The 14,825-nt window shown below is 57.2% G+C and carries 10 protein-coding genes; 8 read left to right on the top strand and 2 right to left on the bottom strand.

Going from position 1 to position 14,825, the window contains the following annotated elements:
• Positions 1 to 57: 57 nt before the first annotated feature.
• Positions 58 to 1,083, top strand: a complete 1,026-nt coding sequence (locus HKD32_RS01840) for a Dyp-type peroxidase (protein WP_194257405.1) — start codon at positions 58 to 60, stop codon at positions 1,081 to 1,083.
• Position 1,084: 1 nt separating this feature from the next.
• Complete coding sequence (locus tag HKD32_RS01835; protein ID WP_194257404.1) at positions 1,085 to 1,885, top strand: family 1 encapsulin nanocompartment shell protein; 801 nt, start codon at positions 1,085 to 1,087, stop codon at positions 1,883 to 1,885.
• Positions 1,886 to 1,964: 79 nt separating this feature from the next.
• Here the strand turns inward: HKD32_RS01835 and HKD32_RS01830 are convergent, their stop codons facing one another.
• The gene (locus HKD32_RS01830; protein WP_061932543.1) at positions 1,965 to 3,377 is read right to left on the bottom strand and encodes a sugar porter family MFS transporter; all 1,413 of its coding nucleotides are present in this window, start codon (positions 3,375 to 3,377) and stop codon (positions 1,965 to 1,967) included.
• Between the two features lie 245 nt (positions 3,378 to 3,622).
• Between HKD32_RS01830 and HKD32_RS01825 the strand changes: the two genes are divergently transcribed.
• The gene (locus tag HKD32_RS01825) at positions 3,623 to 3,862 is read left to right on the top strand and encodes an entericidin A/B family lipoprotein (protein WP_010501157.1); all 240 of its coding nucleotides are present in this window, start codon (positions 3,623 to 3,625) and stop codon (positions 3,860 to 3,862) included.
• A gap of 62 nt (positions 3,863 to 3,924) precedes the next feature.
• Here the strand turns inward: HKD32_RS01825 and ade are convergent, their stop codons facing one another.
• On the bottom strand, positions 3,925 to 5,622 hold the full coding sequence (ade, locus tag HKD32_RS01820; RefSeq protein ID WP_194257403.1) for an adenine deaminase: 1,698 nt from the start codon (positions 5,620 to 5,622) through the stop codon (positions 3,925 to 3,927).
• 206 nt (positions 5,623 to 5,828) lie between these two features.
• Between ade and HKD32_RS01815 the strand changes: the two genes are divergently transcribed.
• From HKD32_RS01815 to HKD32_RS01795, 5 genes are all read left to right on the top strand, one after another.
• Complete coding sequence (locus HKD32_RS01815; RefSeq protein WP_194257402.1) at positions 5,829 to 8,366, top strand: TonB-dependent receptor; 2,538 nt, start codon at positions 5,829 to 5,831, stop codon at positions 8,364 to 8,366.
• Between the two features lie 96 nt (positions 8,367 to 8,462).
• Complete coding sequence (locus HKD32_RS01810) at positions 8,463 to 9,686, top strand: TIGR03862 family flavoprotein (protein WP_194257401.1); 1,224 nt, start codon at positions 8,463 to 8,465, stop codon at positions 9,684 to 9,686.
• A gap of 4 nt (positions 9,687 to 9,690) precedes the next feature.
• Positions 9,691 to 11,133, top strand: coding sequence for an ATP-binding protein (locus HKD32_RS01805; RefSeq protein WP_194257400.1), 1,443 nt, complete (start codon positions 9,691 to 9,693; stop codon positions 11,131 to 11,133).
• A 98-nt stretch (positions 11,134 to 11,231) separates the two neighbouring features.
• Positions 11,232 to 13,610 (top strand): TonB-dependent receptor, encoded by a 2,379-nt coding sequence (locus tag HKD32_RS01800; protein WP_061932547.1) that lies wholly within the window; start codon positions 11,232 to 11,234, stop codon positions 13,608 to 13,610.
• A gap of 10 nt (positions 13,611 to 13,620) precedes the next feature.
• Positions 13,621 to 14,733: a glycerophosphodiester phosphodiesterase gene (locus HKD32_RS01795; RefSeq protein WP_062024384.1), complete on the top strand. Its 1,113-nt coding sequence runs from the start codon at positions 13,621 to 13,623 to the stop codon at positions 14,731 to 14,733.
• Positions 14,734 to 14,825 lie beyond the last annotated feature (92 nt).

Genomic DNA, 14,825 nt, shown 5'->3' with positions numbered 1-14,825 from the left:
TCCCTCCTATGGTGATCTCAGAACGCTTCAACACTTTGTAAAGAAGATCTGAGAGCCTTGCAGAATCCTCAACCTGTCGCAGCAACACTGACCAGTGCCTCTGTTTTCCTTGTCGCGACACTGGATGAAACTCTTTCCGACGGCACGCAGATCCGCGAGTTGCTCGGGGACATGTCCTCCCTGGTTCGCGGCGTCGGCTTTCGTATTCCCGATGGGCGCCTCTCCTGTGTAACGGGCATTGGCGCAGACGCATGGACGCGACTGTTCAGCGCTCCCATGCCCAAGGGTCTTCACCCGTTCGAGGCTATCAGCGGCGTTCATGACGCCCCGTCCACGCCCGGCGACATGCTGTTCCACATCCGCGCAGCCCGCATGGATCTGTGCTTTGAAATGGCCGCCACGATCGCGTCCAGACTGGAAGGCGCAGGCAAGATCATCGATGAAGTTCATGGCTTTAAATATTTCGATGAGCGCGACCTGCTCGGCTTTGTGGATGGAACGGAAAACCCATCCGGTCAGGCGGCGCTCGACTGCACACTGATTGGCGATGAAGACCCGGATTTTGCGGGCGGCAGCTACGTCATCATCCAGAAATACCTGCACGACCTGAAAAAATGGAACGCCATTCCGACGGAAGTGCAGGAACACATCATTGGTCGAAAGAAGCTGTCGGATATCGAACTGCGCGAAGCCGAAAAACCCAGTTACGCCCATAATGTTCTGACCAACATTGAAGAAAACGGCGAGCAGCTTCAGATCGTGCGGGACAACATGCCGTTCGGTGAAGTCGGCAAAGGGGAATACGGCACGTACTTCATTGGATACGCCAAATCCCCGTCCCGTATCGAACAGATGCTCCGTAACATGTTCATCGGAAAGCCGGTCGGTAATTACGATCGCATTCTGGACGTCAGCCGCGCCGTTACAGGCAATCTCTTCTTCATTCCCACGGCGGACTTTCTGGATAATGCTCCGGACATGCCTGCCCCTTCGGCTGAACAGTCCCCTGCTCCCGCGCAAGCCACCACAGCTTCAAAACCATCCGGCTCACTAGGTATCGGTTCGTTGAAAGAGGATCACTGACATGAACAATCTCCACCGTCATCTCGCCCCGATTTCGACAGCCGCTTGGGCGCAGATCGAGGATGAAGCCTCCCGCACGCTGCGCCGCCATCTGGCCGGTCGCCGCATCGTGGACACATCCGAGCCCAAGGGCGAAAAGTTTTCCGCCGTTGAGACGGGTCGCGTGATCAGCATCGAGGCTCCGAACGACGGAGTCAGTGCGTCCCTGCGTCAGGTTCTTCCCGTTGTCGAACTGCGCGTCCCTTTTACGCTTTCGCGTGCTGAAATCGATGCTGTGGACAGAGGGTCAGAAGATTCCGACTGGCAGCCCGTCAAGGATGCCGCCCAGAAGATCGCGTTTGCTGAAGACCGCGCCATTTTCAACGGCTACGCCCCTGCGGGCATCAAGGGTATCCGCGAAGCAACGTCCAACACGCCTCTCACACTTCCAGCAAGCATTCAGGACTATTCCCACGTCATCGCTGATGCCCTGAACGAACTGCGTCTGGCAGGCGTCAACGGACCCTATTCCATCGTTCTCGGTGCCAAAGCCTATCAGGCTGTCAGCGGTGGCGATGATGATGGGTATCCGGTCCGCAGACATCTTGAGAGCATGATCGACGGCAAGATCATCTGGGCGCCTGCCATTGAAGGCGCGTTTGTTGTCACAACACGTGGCGGTGATCTGGCACTCGATATCGGGCAGGATTTCTCGATCGGCTATCTGGGCCATACTGCCGAGACGGTTGAACTTTACATCCAGGAAAGCTTCACCTTCCGCGTGCTGACCAGTGAAGCCACAGTCGCCATCAATCCGGCCTGAGCCATCCGAAAAACTCCCTAGTACAAAAAAGGCCTCTCCCGAAACGGAAAGGCCTTTTTCATGAGAAACGGAGAAATCTTTACCGCCCGATATCCCGCAGACGGTAACCATGGTTGAGGCGATTTTCGATCGTCTCCAGAGAAACACCCTTCGTTTCAGGGACAAACAGCAGCGTCACGATGATGAACAGGGCGTTCAAACCGGCATAGAGCCAGAAGGTGTTTGAAGAGCCAAGCGTGCTCAACAGGCCAAGGAATGTCGCACCGACGATGATGTTCGTTCCCCAGTTGGTCACGGTTGAGCAGGTAATCCCGAAATCACGGCCCTGAAGAGGCTGCACTTCAGCGCACAGGATCCAAATCAGGGGGCCAGCAGAGAAGGCAAAGCCCGCGATGAAGCAAAGAAGAACCGAGATTGCGAGGTAATGAGTCAGGGAGCTTGCATGGTCGCCCATTCCCATCAGCATGGCCAGAATCCCGAGCCCAGCAGCCATAATGGCAAATCCGGCGATCAGCATCGGACGGCGGCCCCAACGGTCAGCAAAAGCAATGGCGATGAAGGTCGCAAGGCAGTTCACCAGACCAACCGTTGCCGTTCCCCACATCTGACCATCCTGGCCGAACCCGACTTCTGCGAAAATTCGTGGGGCATAGTACATGACCACGTTGATGCCTGTGAACTGCTGCACGACCTGCAGGCCAATCCCCAACATGACAGACCGGCGGAAGTTCGGGTTTTCAAGGAACATGGCCAGACCACGCTGTTTGGCCTGCGAATTCAACTGGTCCCGAATATTCTGGATTTCCGCATGAGCATGCTGATGCGTATGGCGCAGCGTGCTGAGGGTCTTCAAGGCTTCCTCATCCCGACCGCGCAGCATGAGCCAGCGTGGGCTGTCCGGCAGGAACAGGGAGCCGATCAGGAACAGCGCTCCCGGAACACCAACAATGCCCAGCATCCAGCGCCATGAGCCGCTGTAAGACAGAACAGCATTGGATACGAAGGCCAGAAGAATGCCGGTGGTGATCATCAGCTGATACATCGAAATCAGGCTGCCGCGACGGCTCTCATCCGCGATTTCGGAAATGTAGAGCGGAGCGACAAAACTGGCGATACCGATTGCCAGGCCAAGAATGGCGCGTCCGATGATCAGAATGGCCACCGAGTGTGCAACAGCGCAGAGGATTGCCCCGATGACAAACATGGCCGCGCTGTAGGTCAGGGACTTGCGACGCCCCAGCGCATAGGACATGCGCCCTGCGAGAAGGGCGCCAACCGTCGCACCGACCATCATGGACGACACAATCCAGGACAGCTCGAAATCAGAGGCCTGAAACTCGGTCTTGATGAAGCCCAGAGCACCGGAAATCACACCGATATCCAAGCCGAACATCAGTCCCGCAATGGCCGCCAACGCGACAGCCAGCAGCATACGTCCGACCATCGGAGGACGTACCGCAACGGGTTGAGCGTGAAATGTTGCATCACTCATGGAAAGGAACTCCGGCACCCGCGCAGGACATGCCGCTGAAAGGAAAGAATTACCCCTTCGCCATACGACGACTGGTTTATTCGCCCCATATATAACATTAAATTAGTTACATCATCATAATTTTATGTGATTTGTGAGATTTCGATAACTGGAAATCAGTGTGCCCACCATAACGCCTCGCAGACATCCCATTTTCCGAGCATCGCGAAAAAAGAAAACGCAACTTTCGGGCAAGACAGGCAGTTATGTCCGAACTGAAACATTCAGAAGAAGGACATGCCAGCATGACCAACAACCGTAAATCCACGTTCGCCCGCCTGATGCTCGTTTCTGCTCTGCTGACGGGAACGGCAGTCTCCCTGTCCGCTTGCAACACGACGCGTGGCGCGGGTCAGGACGTTAGCGCCGTAGGTCATGCGACGTCCAACGCAGCAACGAGCGCCCAGCAGGGCATCGCGAATGCGACTGGTGCATCCACGCACTGAGGACATCCTTCAGGATTGTCGAAAAAGCCCGCCTCTCTGCAGAGAGGCGGGCTTTTTTTGCATTATACGAATTCCATGGTCCGAACATCGATCATGCCAAGATCCGTGATCTTGAGATGAGGAATGACCGGCAAAGGCAGGAAAGCCAGTTGCAGGAACGGCTCCTCCAAAGACACCCCCATCTCCTTTGAGGCCTTGCGCAGAACAATCAGGTCGTCCCGAACCTGCTCGAACGGCGCATCACTCATCAGACCGGCGACAGGCAGCCGCAGTTCAGCCAGAACCTGACCATCACGCACCGCGATAAAACCGCCACCCGTTTCTTCCAGCCGGTTTACGGCAACCGCCATATCGGCATCATTGGTGCCCACAACACAAATATTGTGACTGTCATGCCCGACAGACGACGCCAGCGCGCCATGTCTGAGGCCAAACCCTTTCACGAATCCTCGTCCGATATTGTCGTTATGCCCGTGACGCGCGACGACGCAGACCTTCGTAACATCCGCTTTCAGATCAGGCAGCACCTGACCCTCCGCTTCAGGTAGAGTAAGACGCAGATACTCTGTAATGATTTGCCCCGGAATAATTCCCATCACTGGGCGATCCACGCCAGATCCATGAATTTCCATATCTGCAGCCGTCACCGCTCCAGGAAGCTTCACGCTTCCAAGCCCAACAGGCGGGATAATGTCACGTTGTGCGAACAGATCGTCGCTGACCAACCGTCCTGCAGAAATCACATCTGAGACCAGACATTTCTCCAGATCATCCAACAACACGATATCTGCCCGCTTGCCTGGCGCGATCTGTCCGCGATCCCGCAGACCGAATGCATTGGCAGCAGACAGCGACGCAGCACGATAGGCAGCCAGAGGCTCGACACCCAGTTCGATTGCCCGGCGGATCAGAAAATCCAGATGGCCCTCATGCGCGATTTCGAGTGGGTTCCGGTCGTCTGTGCAGAACGCGAAAAACGGAGATGTCGCCACATTAAGGAGGGGCACCAGAGCTTCCAGATCCTTGCAGACCGATCCTTCACGGATCAGAACTGTCATGCCTTTCCGGACTTTTTCCAAAGCTTCCGCAGCAGCCGTCGCCTCATGATCCGTAGAAATGCCTGCTGCAAGATATCCGTTCAGAGCCTTGCCGCGCATCAACGGTGCATGGCCATCAATATGGCCACCAGCAAAAGCCGCCAGCTTATCCAGACATCCCGGATCACCATTCAGCACACCCGGGATATTCATGAACTCCGCAAGCCCAATGACCTTTGGATGATCGCGATAGGCCACAAGATCGGCCGCATCCAGCGTTGCACCCGATGTTTCCATCGGGGTTGCAGGAACACAGCTCGACAGATTGACCCGCAGGTCCATCACTGTCCGTTCTGCGGCTGCCAGAAAGTACTCAAAAGCGGCACGCCCCAGCACATTCGCCATTTCATGCGGGTCGCAAATGGCTGTCGTTACACCATGGGGAAGCACACAGCGGTCAAACTCGAACGGTGTGACGAGCGATGATTCAACATGCAGATGCGTGTCGATAAAACCGGGGACAGCAATGCGCCCGTTGCCCTCAATCGTAACGCGGCCCTCATAATCTCCATAAGTGCCGACAATCCGGTCTCCGCAGAGTGCGATGTCCGTCGGTACAAGCTCGCCCGTTACAAGATCGAACAGGCGGACGTTCCGGATCACCAGATCGGCTGGTTCACGCCCCTGTCCCTGAGCGACCCGGCGCTGGATTGCGTTCTGCATTTTCTAAATCTCCGAACGTCAGCAGTGACCACTTATAGCGCGCAGATCCCTCCGCACTCAAAGCAAGCTTTCCAACCCTATTTTGTTGCGGAAATATCACGATTTTTTATGTCGTAATGTTTCACATGTCAGACTGTTGATGATTGTGACAAAGCATGGTTTTTGCCTCTCGCCTATTTCACTATCCGAGAAAGACCATCTTCCTGATGCGCCTTGCACGCCTGCTTTCAACATCCGCGCTTATTGCTCTGGGGACCGCCCCTGCGCTGGCGGCCACTGCTCCTTCCGTTCCCGATCACAAACCAGCCCGCCACCAGGAAGCTGCTGCCGCACCGTCCATGATGGGCAATACCGCACCGACCGATGAGGTTCATGAAGAGCATGTCGCGGTCAGTGGGCATCGCAAGTATTTTGATGGCGTGACACGTCGTGATGTCGGCGGCGGCCTGATGCAAAAGCAGGACGCAGCAAAATCCGTCTCCAGCGTGTCTCGCGACTTCATCGAAAAGCAGGCGCCGGGCCAGGACCCGATGCAGCTCATCTCCCTGCTTCCGGGCGCCAACGTGTCGTCTTCCGATCCGGCGGGTCTGACGGGAAGCCACATGAGCTCCCGCGGCCTTGATCAGACGCAGATGGGCTTCACGCTTGAAGGCTTCCCAATCAACGACGTCGGCTCCTTCCAGACGTATTCCCAGGAAATCGTGGATTCCGAAAACCTTCAAAAGGTCAATCTTGCTCAGGGCTCGGCAGATCTGGACAGCCCGCATCTGAGCGCCACGGGCGGCGTGGTCGATATGTACATGATCGACCCGAAGATGAAGGCAGGTGGCGCATTCGACGTGTCGTACGGGTCTTATGATTATACCCGTGGCTTCCTGCGCCTCGACACCGGCAAGATTGGCCACACAAACCTGCGCGCCTATTTCTCCGGCTCGTATGCTACGGAAGACGCCGTTCACAGCGAAGCGACGAACCGTAAGCTGCACGCGGAAGGGAAGATCGTAAATGACTGGGGTGACGGCAACCGCGTCTCTCTCGCGATCGTGGGCAACCGTCTCTACAACTACCTGAACCGTTCCGTGAACATGGCGTCCTGGGACGAATATGGGCTGGGCGTGAAGGACAAGTACATCGCCCCCTGCTCTGCTGGCGCAACCTGCACCCGTCCGAATGGCACAACCTTCAAGAACAATACGGGCGCAACGATCTCCAACACTGTCTATAATGGTGTGTACAAGGACCCGGACGGCAAGACCACCAAGGGCGACGCTGATTATTACAAGTTTCACCAGAACCCGTTCACCAACATCTATGTCAGTGCGCCGTCCACCTTCAAGCTGACGGATCACCTGACGCTGACGGAAACGCCTTACTTCTGGTACGGCAGCGGCAGTGGTGGCGGCGCATATGCTGTTCCGACCAGCTATGGTGCCACGAGCATGGGAGGCACTCTGGAAGGCAAAGGCGTTGCCAAAGGCACCCTGCTATATGAACCGTCCATCACGACAACCTATCGTCCTGGTGCAGTTACGAAGCTGACACTCACCACAGGTGTAAACCGCCTGATGGTTGGTTACTGGTTCGAGTATTCCAAGCAACTCCAGACTGGACCGGCCACAGGCATTGGTGCTGATGGTACGCCGTGGGATATCTGGGGTGGCGCGGCAAACTATCTCTTCAACAATGGTCAGACGTACCAGTACCGCTACAACCTGACCCAAACGCGCGTGCATACGATGTTCATCGGTGACAGCCTGTCACTGCTGAACAACAAGCTCACAATCGAAGGCGGCCTGAAATACGCCATCGTCACCCGCGACGCCCACAACATGCTGCCGGATACATCCACTGGCCCCTACATCAAGAAGACGTATTACGAACCGCTGCCCACGGCTTCGATTCGATACCAGATCAATCCTGAAAACCAGATCTTCATTTCAGGGGCAACCAACTTCCGTATGCCAACGAACTACTCCCTGTTCGACGCTGGCGCCTATTACAAGGGCTCAGGCTATGCGACGCACGGCATCACCAACCTGAACCCTGAAATCTCGATTTCTGAAGAAGCAGGCTGGCGTTATACGGGATCGACCGTCATGGCTTCGATTACGTATTTTCATTACGACTTTACGAACCGGTTCTTCTCCCAGAGCCAGTGCATGGATGATGCCTGCTCGAACTATTTCAGCAATAACATCAACGCTGGCGGTCAGACGACAAATGGTGTGGATGCGGAAATCGGAACACGACCGATCTTCTACCACCTTCGCCCCTATGTCTCGTTTGAGTATGTGGATGCCCGCACGACCAGCAACCTGAAGGGCGGCAGCGGAACTGCAATTGATTACCTGCCAACCAAGGGTAAGTTCGCTCCCGAAACGCCGAAGTATCAGGTTGGCTTCAACCTGGATTACGACGATGGCAACCTGTTTGGCGCGTACAACCTGAAATACGTTGCCAAGCAGTATTCCACCTTCATGAATGACGAAGCTGTTCCGTCCTATGTTCGGATGAACCTGACGGTTGGCTATCGCTTCCGCAATGTTGGCTTCCTGCAGAGCCCGAACATCAAGCTCAACATCACCAACATTGCCAACAAGCACTATCTCGGCTTCCCGCTGGGTGTGCAGACAAATGCGATCGCAACGAAGGGGATCTTCGGCAACATGGTCAAGGGCACAGCCCCGACCTACGCCATCGCGGCTCCCTTCGCAGCAACCGGCTCCATCAGCGCCGGTTTCTAAAACACTCCTGCCTGAGGCCGATCAACCTGCGGCCTCAGAACCATGCTCAGGCGTAAATGCCTGACAAACGGCCCGGCTCATGGCAATCAGACAGCCATGAGCCGCTTCCCTACCCCCCCTTCCGTTGCCATCATTGGCGCAGGTCCCGCAGGACTGTTCGCCGCCGAATACCTTTCAGCCCACGGATGCCGGGTCGAGGTCTTCGAGCAGATGCCAAGCGTTGGGCGGAAACTGCTCATGGCGGGCAGAAGTGGCCTGAATCTGACCCATTCCGAACCTCTGGATCTCTTTCTGGCGCGCTATGGCTCTGCACAGAGTTGGTTGTCTACTGCGATACACGCTTTCCCGCCGGATCAATTGCGCAAATGGGCAGAAGGGTTAGGGCAGCCTTGTTTCAGCGGCAGTTCAGGGCGCGTCTTTCCCAGAAGCATGAAAGCCTCCCCGCTCCTGCGCGCATGGCTGGCACGTCTCGCAAAACAGGGCGTCATCCTCAGGACCCGCCATCGCTTTACGGGATGGGATGGCAAACACATCCGCTTTGAAACTCCAGAAGGCACTGTCGCCTCCACTCCCGATGCCGTTCTTCTGGCGATGGGTGGCGCAAGCTGGTCCCGTTTGGGATCAGACGGAAAATGGGCTGACCTCCTTGCCGCCGAAACAGCCCCCTTCGCCCCTGCCAACTGCGGATTTACGCCCGACTGGCCAGACGATTTTCTACGCAGACACGAAGGCAACATCCTTCATTCCGTTGGTCTGTTCTTCGAGAACGAAACAACCCGTGGAGACCTGACACTCACTGCGCGTGGCCTGGAAGGCTCTGCCCTTTACGCACTCTCAGCACGCCTGCGGGAAGCGATCGCCAGAGACCGCAGCGCGACCATTCTACTGGACCTGCGCCCCACCCTCCCTGAAGACGCAGCCCTGAAACGATTACAGGCCCAGCGCCCACGGGAAAGCCTCTCCAACCGTCTGCGAAAAGCATTCGCTCTGGACAGCACAGCCCGCGAACTCCTGCGCAATGCAACCCCCAAAGACGCCACGCCGCATCAACTGACGCACACCCTCAAGGCGCTTCCAATCACTCTGACCGGAACAGATACGCTGGATCGCGCCATCTCTACAGCGGGCGGATTACGGCAGGATGCGCTGGACGAGCATTTCATGATCCGCTCCAGACCCGGCGTTTTCGCTGCCGGAGAAATGCTGGACTGGGAGGCGCCGACCGGAGGCTATCTCCTGCAGGGATGTTTTTCCACCGGTCTTGCCGCTGCAAAGGGCGTCCTTGGGTGGCTAGAATCGTCAGTTTCGGGTATCCGCTGACACCATGACATCCATCGTTCTCGGACAGGGCCGCGACGGCTCAGACACCTGCATTGATTTGCCGGAACTGCTGGCTACGCGCCTGCTGGTTCAGGGCAACTCCGGCTCGGGCAAATCCCATCTTCTGCGCCGCCTGCTGGAACAGACCGCAACACTCGTCCAGCAGATCATGATCGATCCGGAAGGCGACTTCGTCACGTTAGCGGAGCGCTATGGCCATCTGGTGATCGACGTTGAAGATCAGTCTGAAGCCAGCCTTCGTGCCGCGGGAGAACGTGTCAGAGCCCATCGTGCATCGGTTGTCCTCAATCTGGAGCAGGTGGAAGCCGAGATGCAGCTTCGTGCGGCCGGGGCGTTCCTCAACGGCATGTTCGAAGCCCCCCGCGCTCACTGGTATCCAGCTCTCGTGGTTGTGGATGAAGCGCAGCTTTTTGCCCCCGTCGCAAGCGGGGATACATCCGACGAAGCCCGGCGCCTCTCGCTAGGGGCCATGACCAACCTCATGTGCCGTGGCCGCAAACGCGGCCTGGCCGGTGTCATCGCTACCCAGCGTCTCGCCAAGCTGGCCAAGAACGTGGCGGCCGAAGCATCAAACTTTCTGATGGGCCGAACCTTCCTGGATATCGATATGGCCCGCGCCGCCGATCTTCTGGGCATGGAACGTCGTGCCGCAGAGTCTTTCAGGGATCTAGCGCGCGGACAGTTCATGGCTCTTGGTCCGGCACTGTCGCGTCGACCAAAACTTCTAACCATTGGCCCGGTAGAAACAGCAAGCCATAATACCGGCCCAGTACTGGTTCCTCTGGAACCCGTCGTGGCCGAAGATCTGCGGGACATCATTCTCGAACCCGTTCATGAGTTCTCACCCCGCCCTCGTCGGGAGACGCGCCCGCCACCACCTGATCTGCTTGCGCAGCTGGATGCCTATGGTGCAACTCGCGAAGCTGAAGAGCCTGCGGCCACAGCGGACCTCACGGAGGTTGATGCCACACAGCTCTGGGATATGGTTTCTGGCGTCGCATCTGAAGACGGCGCAGACTACAAGCCGCTTGCCACATTATATCAGGACTTCCAGTTGCGCGCCCGTATTCAGGGCCTGTCACGCAACATTCTGGATCTCGGACGCTTCCAGCGTATCCTCGCCACCATCCGCGCAGGTCTGGATCAGGAAAGAGCAGAAAGCGAGGACTGGCAGAAAGCCGAAGCTATTGCGGCAACGCTTCCTGAAGATGTTCAGGGTGTCTTCCTGTTGTTGGCCCGCACCGCGCTCGATTCGGAAACCTGCCCGGACGATGATGCATTGGCCCGTGCCTATGGCACCCATTCTCTGGGTCGTGCCCGCCGTCAGCTCGCTTATCTTGAAGAAAGAGAAGTCATAGTATTGCAGGAGACCCCGTTTGGACGTCGCGTCGCAATCGTGGGCCTAGGCTGGCAAACGGCGTCATAAAACTGTCACGCCACCTTCACATGAGGTTCACACACATCTCGAAGTATTGCGCTTAGGTTCCGCCCGTTTCGATTCTGGCTCGTTACGGGAAAACCGCCATGCTTTCAAAGTCCAAGTGCAACAAAGGGTTGCTCTTTCTGTTCTGTTCGCCGCTGGCCGTGTGCATGGCACTGCCGTCCGCTCATGCCGCTGATGCGGCCAAAACAGGCCGGAAGCATGCAGCATCCCATAAAGCCGCAGACGTAGCGGGCGGTTCCGAACAGCTTGTCATCACCGCCAAGCGCACCCGTTCCGAGCAGACACTGGGACGCGTTCAGATGCAGCGCATCCTGCCAGGTATTAACCCCATCAAGGCCCTCCAGATCCTGCCAGGTGTTGTGTTCAACAACGCTGACCCATGGGGCAACAACGAGCAGAACTCTTCCCTTTACGTGCATGGTTTTGCCAAGGAACAGCTTGGTTACACGCTGGATGGTATCCCCCTCGGCGATCAGGCTTACGGCAACTACAACGGCCTGTCTCCGCAGCGCGCCGCCATTAGCGAAAACATCGGATCGGCCTCTATCGCCACAGGTGCTGGTGGTCTTGGCACAGCCTCGACGTCGAACCTCGGCGGCACCATGGAATTCACGACGCAGGACCCGCTTCACAAGCGCGGCGCCCAGATCGAACAGGTTTTCGGAAGCTGGTCCACATTCCGCACATTCGCGCGTCTCGATACGGGTGAGTTTGGCAACGGCAACTCAGCTTACGTTTCCTTCGCCCGTCAGGATGCCCGCGCGTGGGACTTTGCCGGTCATCAGGGCGGCTATCAGGTCAATGCCAAGTTCGTTCACCACGGCGCGCACGATCATTTCTCCGCATTCTTCGACTGGTCCCAGAAGGTTGAGCCGAACGAAGACAGCGTGACCCTGCCGCAGGGTTACGGCACATATGTGCGTCCGTTCACATATCCCAACTTCAATTACGCAAAATCCTATATCAACTCGGCAGCGTACAAGAATGCGGGCCTGAACTATCGTAACTACTACTCCGCTGCCCAGCGCGAGGATTTCCTCGCCTATGCCAAGTGGACGCATGATTTCAATGCCAACCTGCACTGGGACAACTCGATTTATTATCATCATGATCTGGGCGAAGGCGTCGTCGCAGGTCCGATCACCGCAGCGGGCCTGCCGACGCTATTCGCAGCCTATTTCCCTGGTCAGGATCTCAGCTCTGTTTTCGGTGGCTCTGGCTACGCAACCCGTACAACGGAATACTGGGACAATCGTGGCGGCCTGATCTCCACGCTGCGCTACCACCTCGGCAAGCATTCCATCGAAGTGGGCGGATGGTATGAGCGCAACAACAACACGCAGGCCCGTCGCTGGTATCCGCTGGACGCCAACAACCCAACCACACCGTATGAACGTCAGCAGAACGCCCTGATCGACCAGTACACGAACAATTTCTATACCAATACGTTCGTGACGCATCTTCAGGACAACTGGCAGATTTCCAAGAACTTCTCGCTGGCTGCCGGCTTCAAATCCGAACTGGTCTACACAAACGGCACTCTGCCTGTTGCTGCAAAGCCCGGCTCGCTGTCTCCGGCCTACGCTGTGACGGCTCCGGGTGGCACGATTGCTGCCGAGCGCCCGTTCCTGCCGTCCTTCGGTGCCGTCTGGAACATTACGCCGAACGAGCAGTGGTTCGCCAATATTCAGGAGAACATGCGCTCCTTCCAGGACGCAGGTTACGGCAACGCCACCCCCTGGGGTGCTACCAGCCAGGCTGCTTTCGAGGACTTCAAAAAGAACGGCAAGCCGGAAACCTCATGGACTTACGAAACCGGTCTGCGTGAACACCGCCAGATTCATCTTGGCCCGCTAACGTCCATCGAAGGCCAGGTTTCCTACTACCACGTTCACTTCTCGAACCGTCTGCTGGCCGTCGCCACCACCCAGACCCTGTCCTCCATCATTGGTTCCGCCACCACACTGGCAAACGTCGGCTCCGTCACGACCGATGGTATGGACTTCTCCTTCACATCCCACTTCGGCGACCATTTCTCGCTCTACAACGGCCTGTCCTACAACAAGTCCACCTATAACGACGACTACAAGACCGGCACGACGACAATCCGCACGGCTGGCAAGAACGTGGTCGGCATGCCGGCATGGTCCGAGAAGTTCGTGTTCAGCACCAACTGGGGCAACGCTTACGGCCAGTTCATCGGCGTCGTGACCGGCAAGCGCTACGCGACCTACACGAACGACATGTACGCAGCTCCTTTCGCGCAGTTTGACATGAACGCTGGCTACACGTTCCATGGCATTCCGCACATTGCAGCTCTGCGCGTTCAGGGTAACATCACCAACCTGACCAACACCCGCGCGTGGTCTACCATCAACGCGACCCAGACCTCCGGTCAGTTCAGTGCCTTCCCGGTTGCCCCGCGCAGCTTCTTCCTGACTCTGAACGCCACGCTGTAAGGACTGCTCCATGCTGACGCGCCGCCGCACTCTGGGCCTGCTTTCCGCAGCTCTCCCTGCCCTTCACCTGAGCCGCTCCGCAAAGGCGGCTCCTTCCCTGGCTCCAAAGCCATTGGTGTTTGCCCATCGTGGCGCGTCCGCCCTTCGTCCTGAACACACTCTTGGTGCTTATGCCAAGGCCATGCTGGACGGCGCCGATTTCATCGAACCCGATCTGGTCATGACTAAGGACGGCCATCTGGTCGTCCGCCATGAAAGCAACATTGCCGATACCACGGATGTGGCGGATCATCCGGAATTCGCCGACCGCAAGAAGACCGTTACCATCGACGGCCAGAAGCAGACCGGCTGGTTCACCACGGATTTCACTCTCGCAGAACTCAAGACCCTGCGTGCCCGTGAGCGTCTGGCAACGCTACGTGTCCATAACACCCGCTACAACGACCGCTTCGAAATCCCGACTTTTGAGGAAGTCATTGAGATTGTCGCTGCACAGGCTGCGGCTACCGGAAAGACCTTCGGTCTGATCCCGGAACTCAAGCACTCCACGCATTTCCACAGTCTGGGCCACGACCCTGAAGCGATCTTCCTGAAGACCATTGCGGCGCACGAATACACCCGTCAGGCACCGCTCGAAATCCAGTCTTTTGAGACGGCCAATCTTGCACGCATCCGCGATCAGGCCCTCGCGATCAATCCTCAGACCCGTCTGATGCTTCTGATGGGTGAGCGCAAACAAACTCCGCCCGATCTCGCCGCGGCAGGTAAAACAACCACTTTTGGTGATCTGATGACACCGGCTGGACTTAAAGACGTCCGCCGTTACGCAGACGTCATCGGCCCCTCCAACACGGATCTGATCCCGCGCGACACCAAGGGGGCATGGCTCGAACCCAGTACGCTCGTTGATGACGCTCACCGGGCGGGACTGCTCGTTCATTCCTACACGGCCCGCCCGGAAAACTATTTTCTTCCAGCCCAGCTTCGCAGTGATGCAGGTCCGGCAGCCCGTAATCCAGCCGGTATGATTGCAGAAGTCCGCCGGTATCTGGACCTAGGCATCGACGGCTTCTTCACGGATGATCCGGCACTGGGCCGCCAGCTTGTTGATATGACCTTTTAACCCACTCTTTTCCGCGCCCTGAACAAGCGGTGTCCGATCAGCCCCTCACCAGCCGGCGGATCAGACACCGCTTTTTTATTCTGACCCAGCTC

Origin of the sequence: Gluconobacter japonicus (genome assembly GCF_015244665.1) — a bacterium.
Classification (GTDB): Bacteria; Pseudomonadota; Alphaproteobacteria; order Acetobacterales; family Acetobacteraceae; genus Gluconobacter; species Gluconobacter japonicus.
This window is presented reverse-complemented; position numbering and strand designations above follow the sequence as displayed.

What these genes read in the sequence shown, in the direction of transcription:
- HKD32_RS01835 (WP_194257404.1), top strand. Translation starts at nt 1,085, where the DNA reads ATGAACAATCTCCACCGTCATCTCGCCCCGATTTCGACAGCCGCTTGG.
- HKD32_RS01830 (WP_061932543.1), bottom strand. Translation starts at nt 3,377, where the DNA reads ATGAGTGATGCAACATTTCACGCTCAACCCGTTGCGGTACGTCCTCCG.
- HKD32_RS01825 (WP_010501157.1), top strand. Translation starts at nt 3,623, where the DNA reads ATGTCCGAACTGAAACATTCAGAAGAAGGACATGCCAGCATGACCAAC.
- ade (WP_194257403.1), bottom strand. Translation starts at nt 5,622, where the DNA reads ATGCAGAACGCAATCCAGCGCCGGGTCGCTCAGGGACAGGGGCGTGAA.
- HKD32_RS01815 (WP_194257402.1), top strand. Translation starts at nt 5,829, where the DNA reads ATGCGCCTTGCACGCCTGCTTTCAACATCCGCGCTTATTGCTCTGGGG.
- HKD32_RS01810 (WP_194257401.1), top strand. Translation starts at nt 8,463, where the DNA reads ATGAGCCGCTTCCCTACCCCCCCTTCCGTTGCCATCATTGGCGCAGGT.
- HKD32_RS01805 (WP_194257400.1), top strand. Translation starts at nt 9,691, where the DNA reads ATGACATCCATCGTTCTCGGACAGGGCCGCGACGGCTCAGACACCTGC.
- HKD32_RS01800 (WP_061932547.1), top strand. Translation starts at nt 11,232, where the DNA reads ATGCTTTCAAAGTCCAAGTGCAACAAAGGGTTGCTCTTTCTGTTCTGT.
- HKD32_RS01795 (WP_062024384.1), top strand. Translation starts at nt 13,621, where the DNA reads ATGCTGACGCGCCGCCGCACTCTGGGCCTGCTTTCCGCAGCTCTCCCT.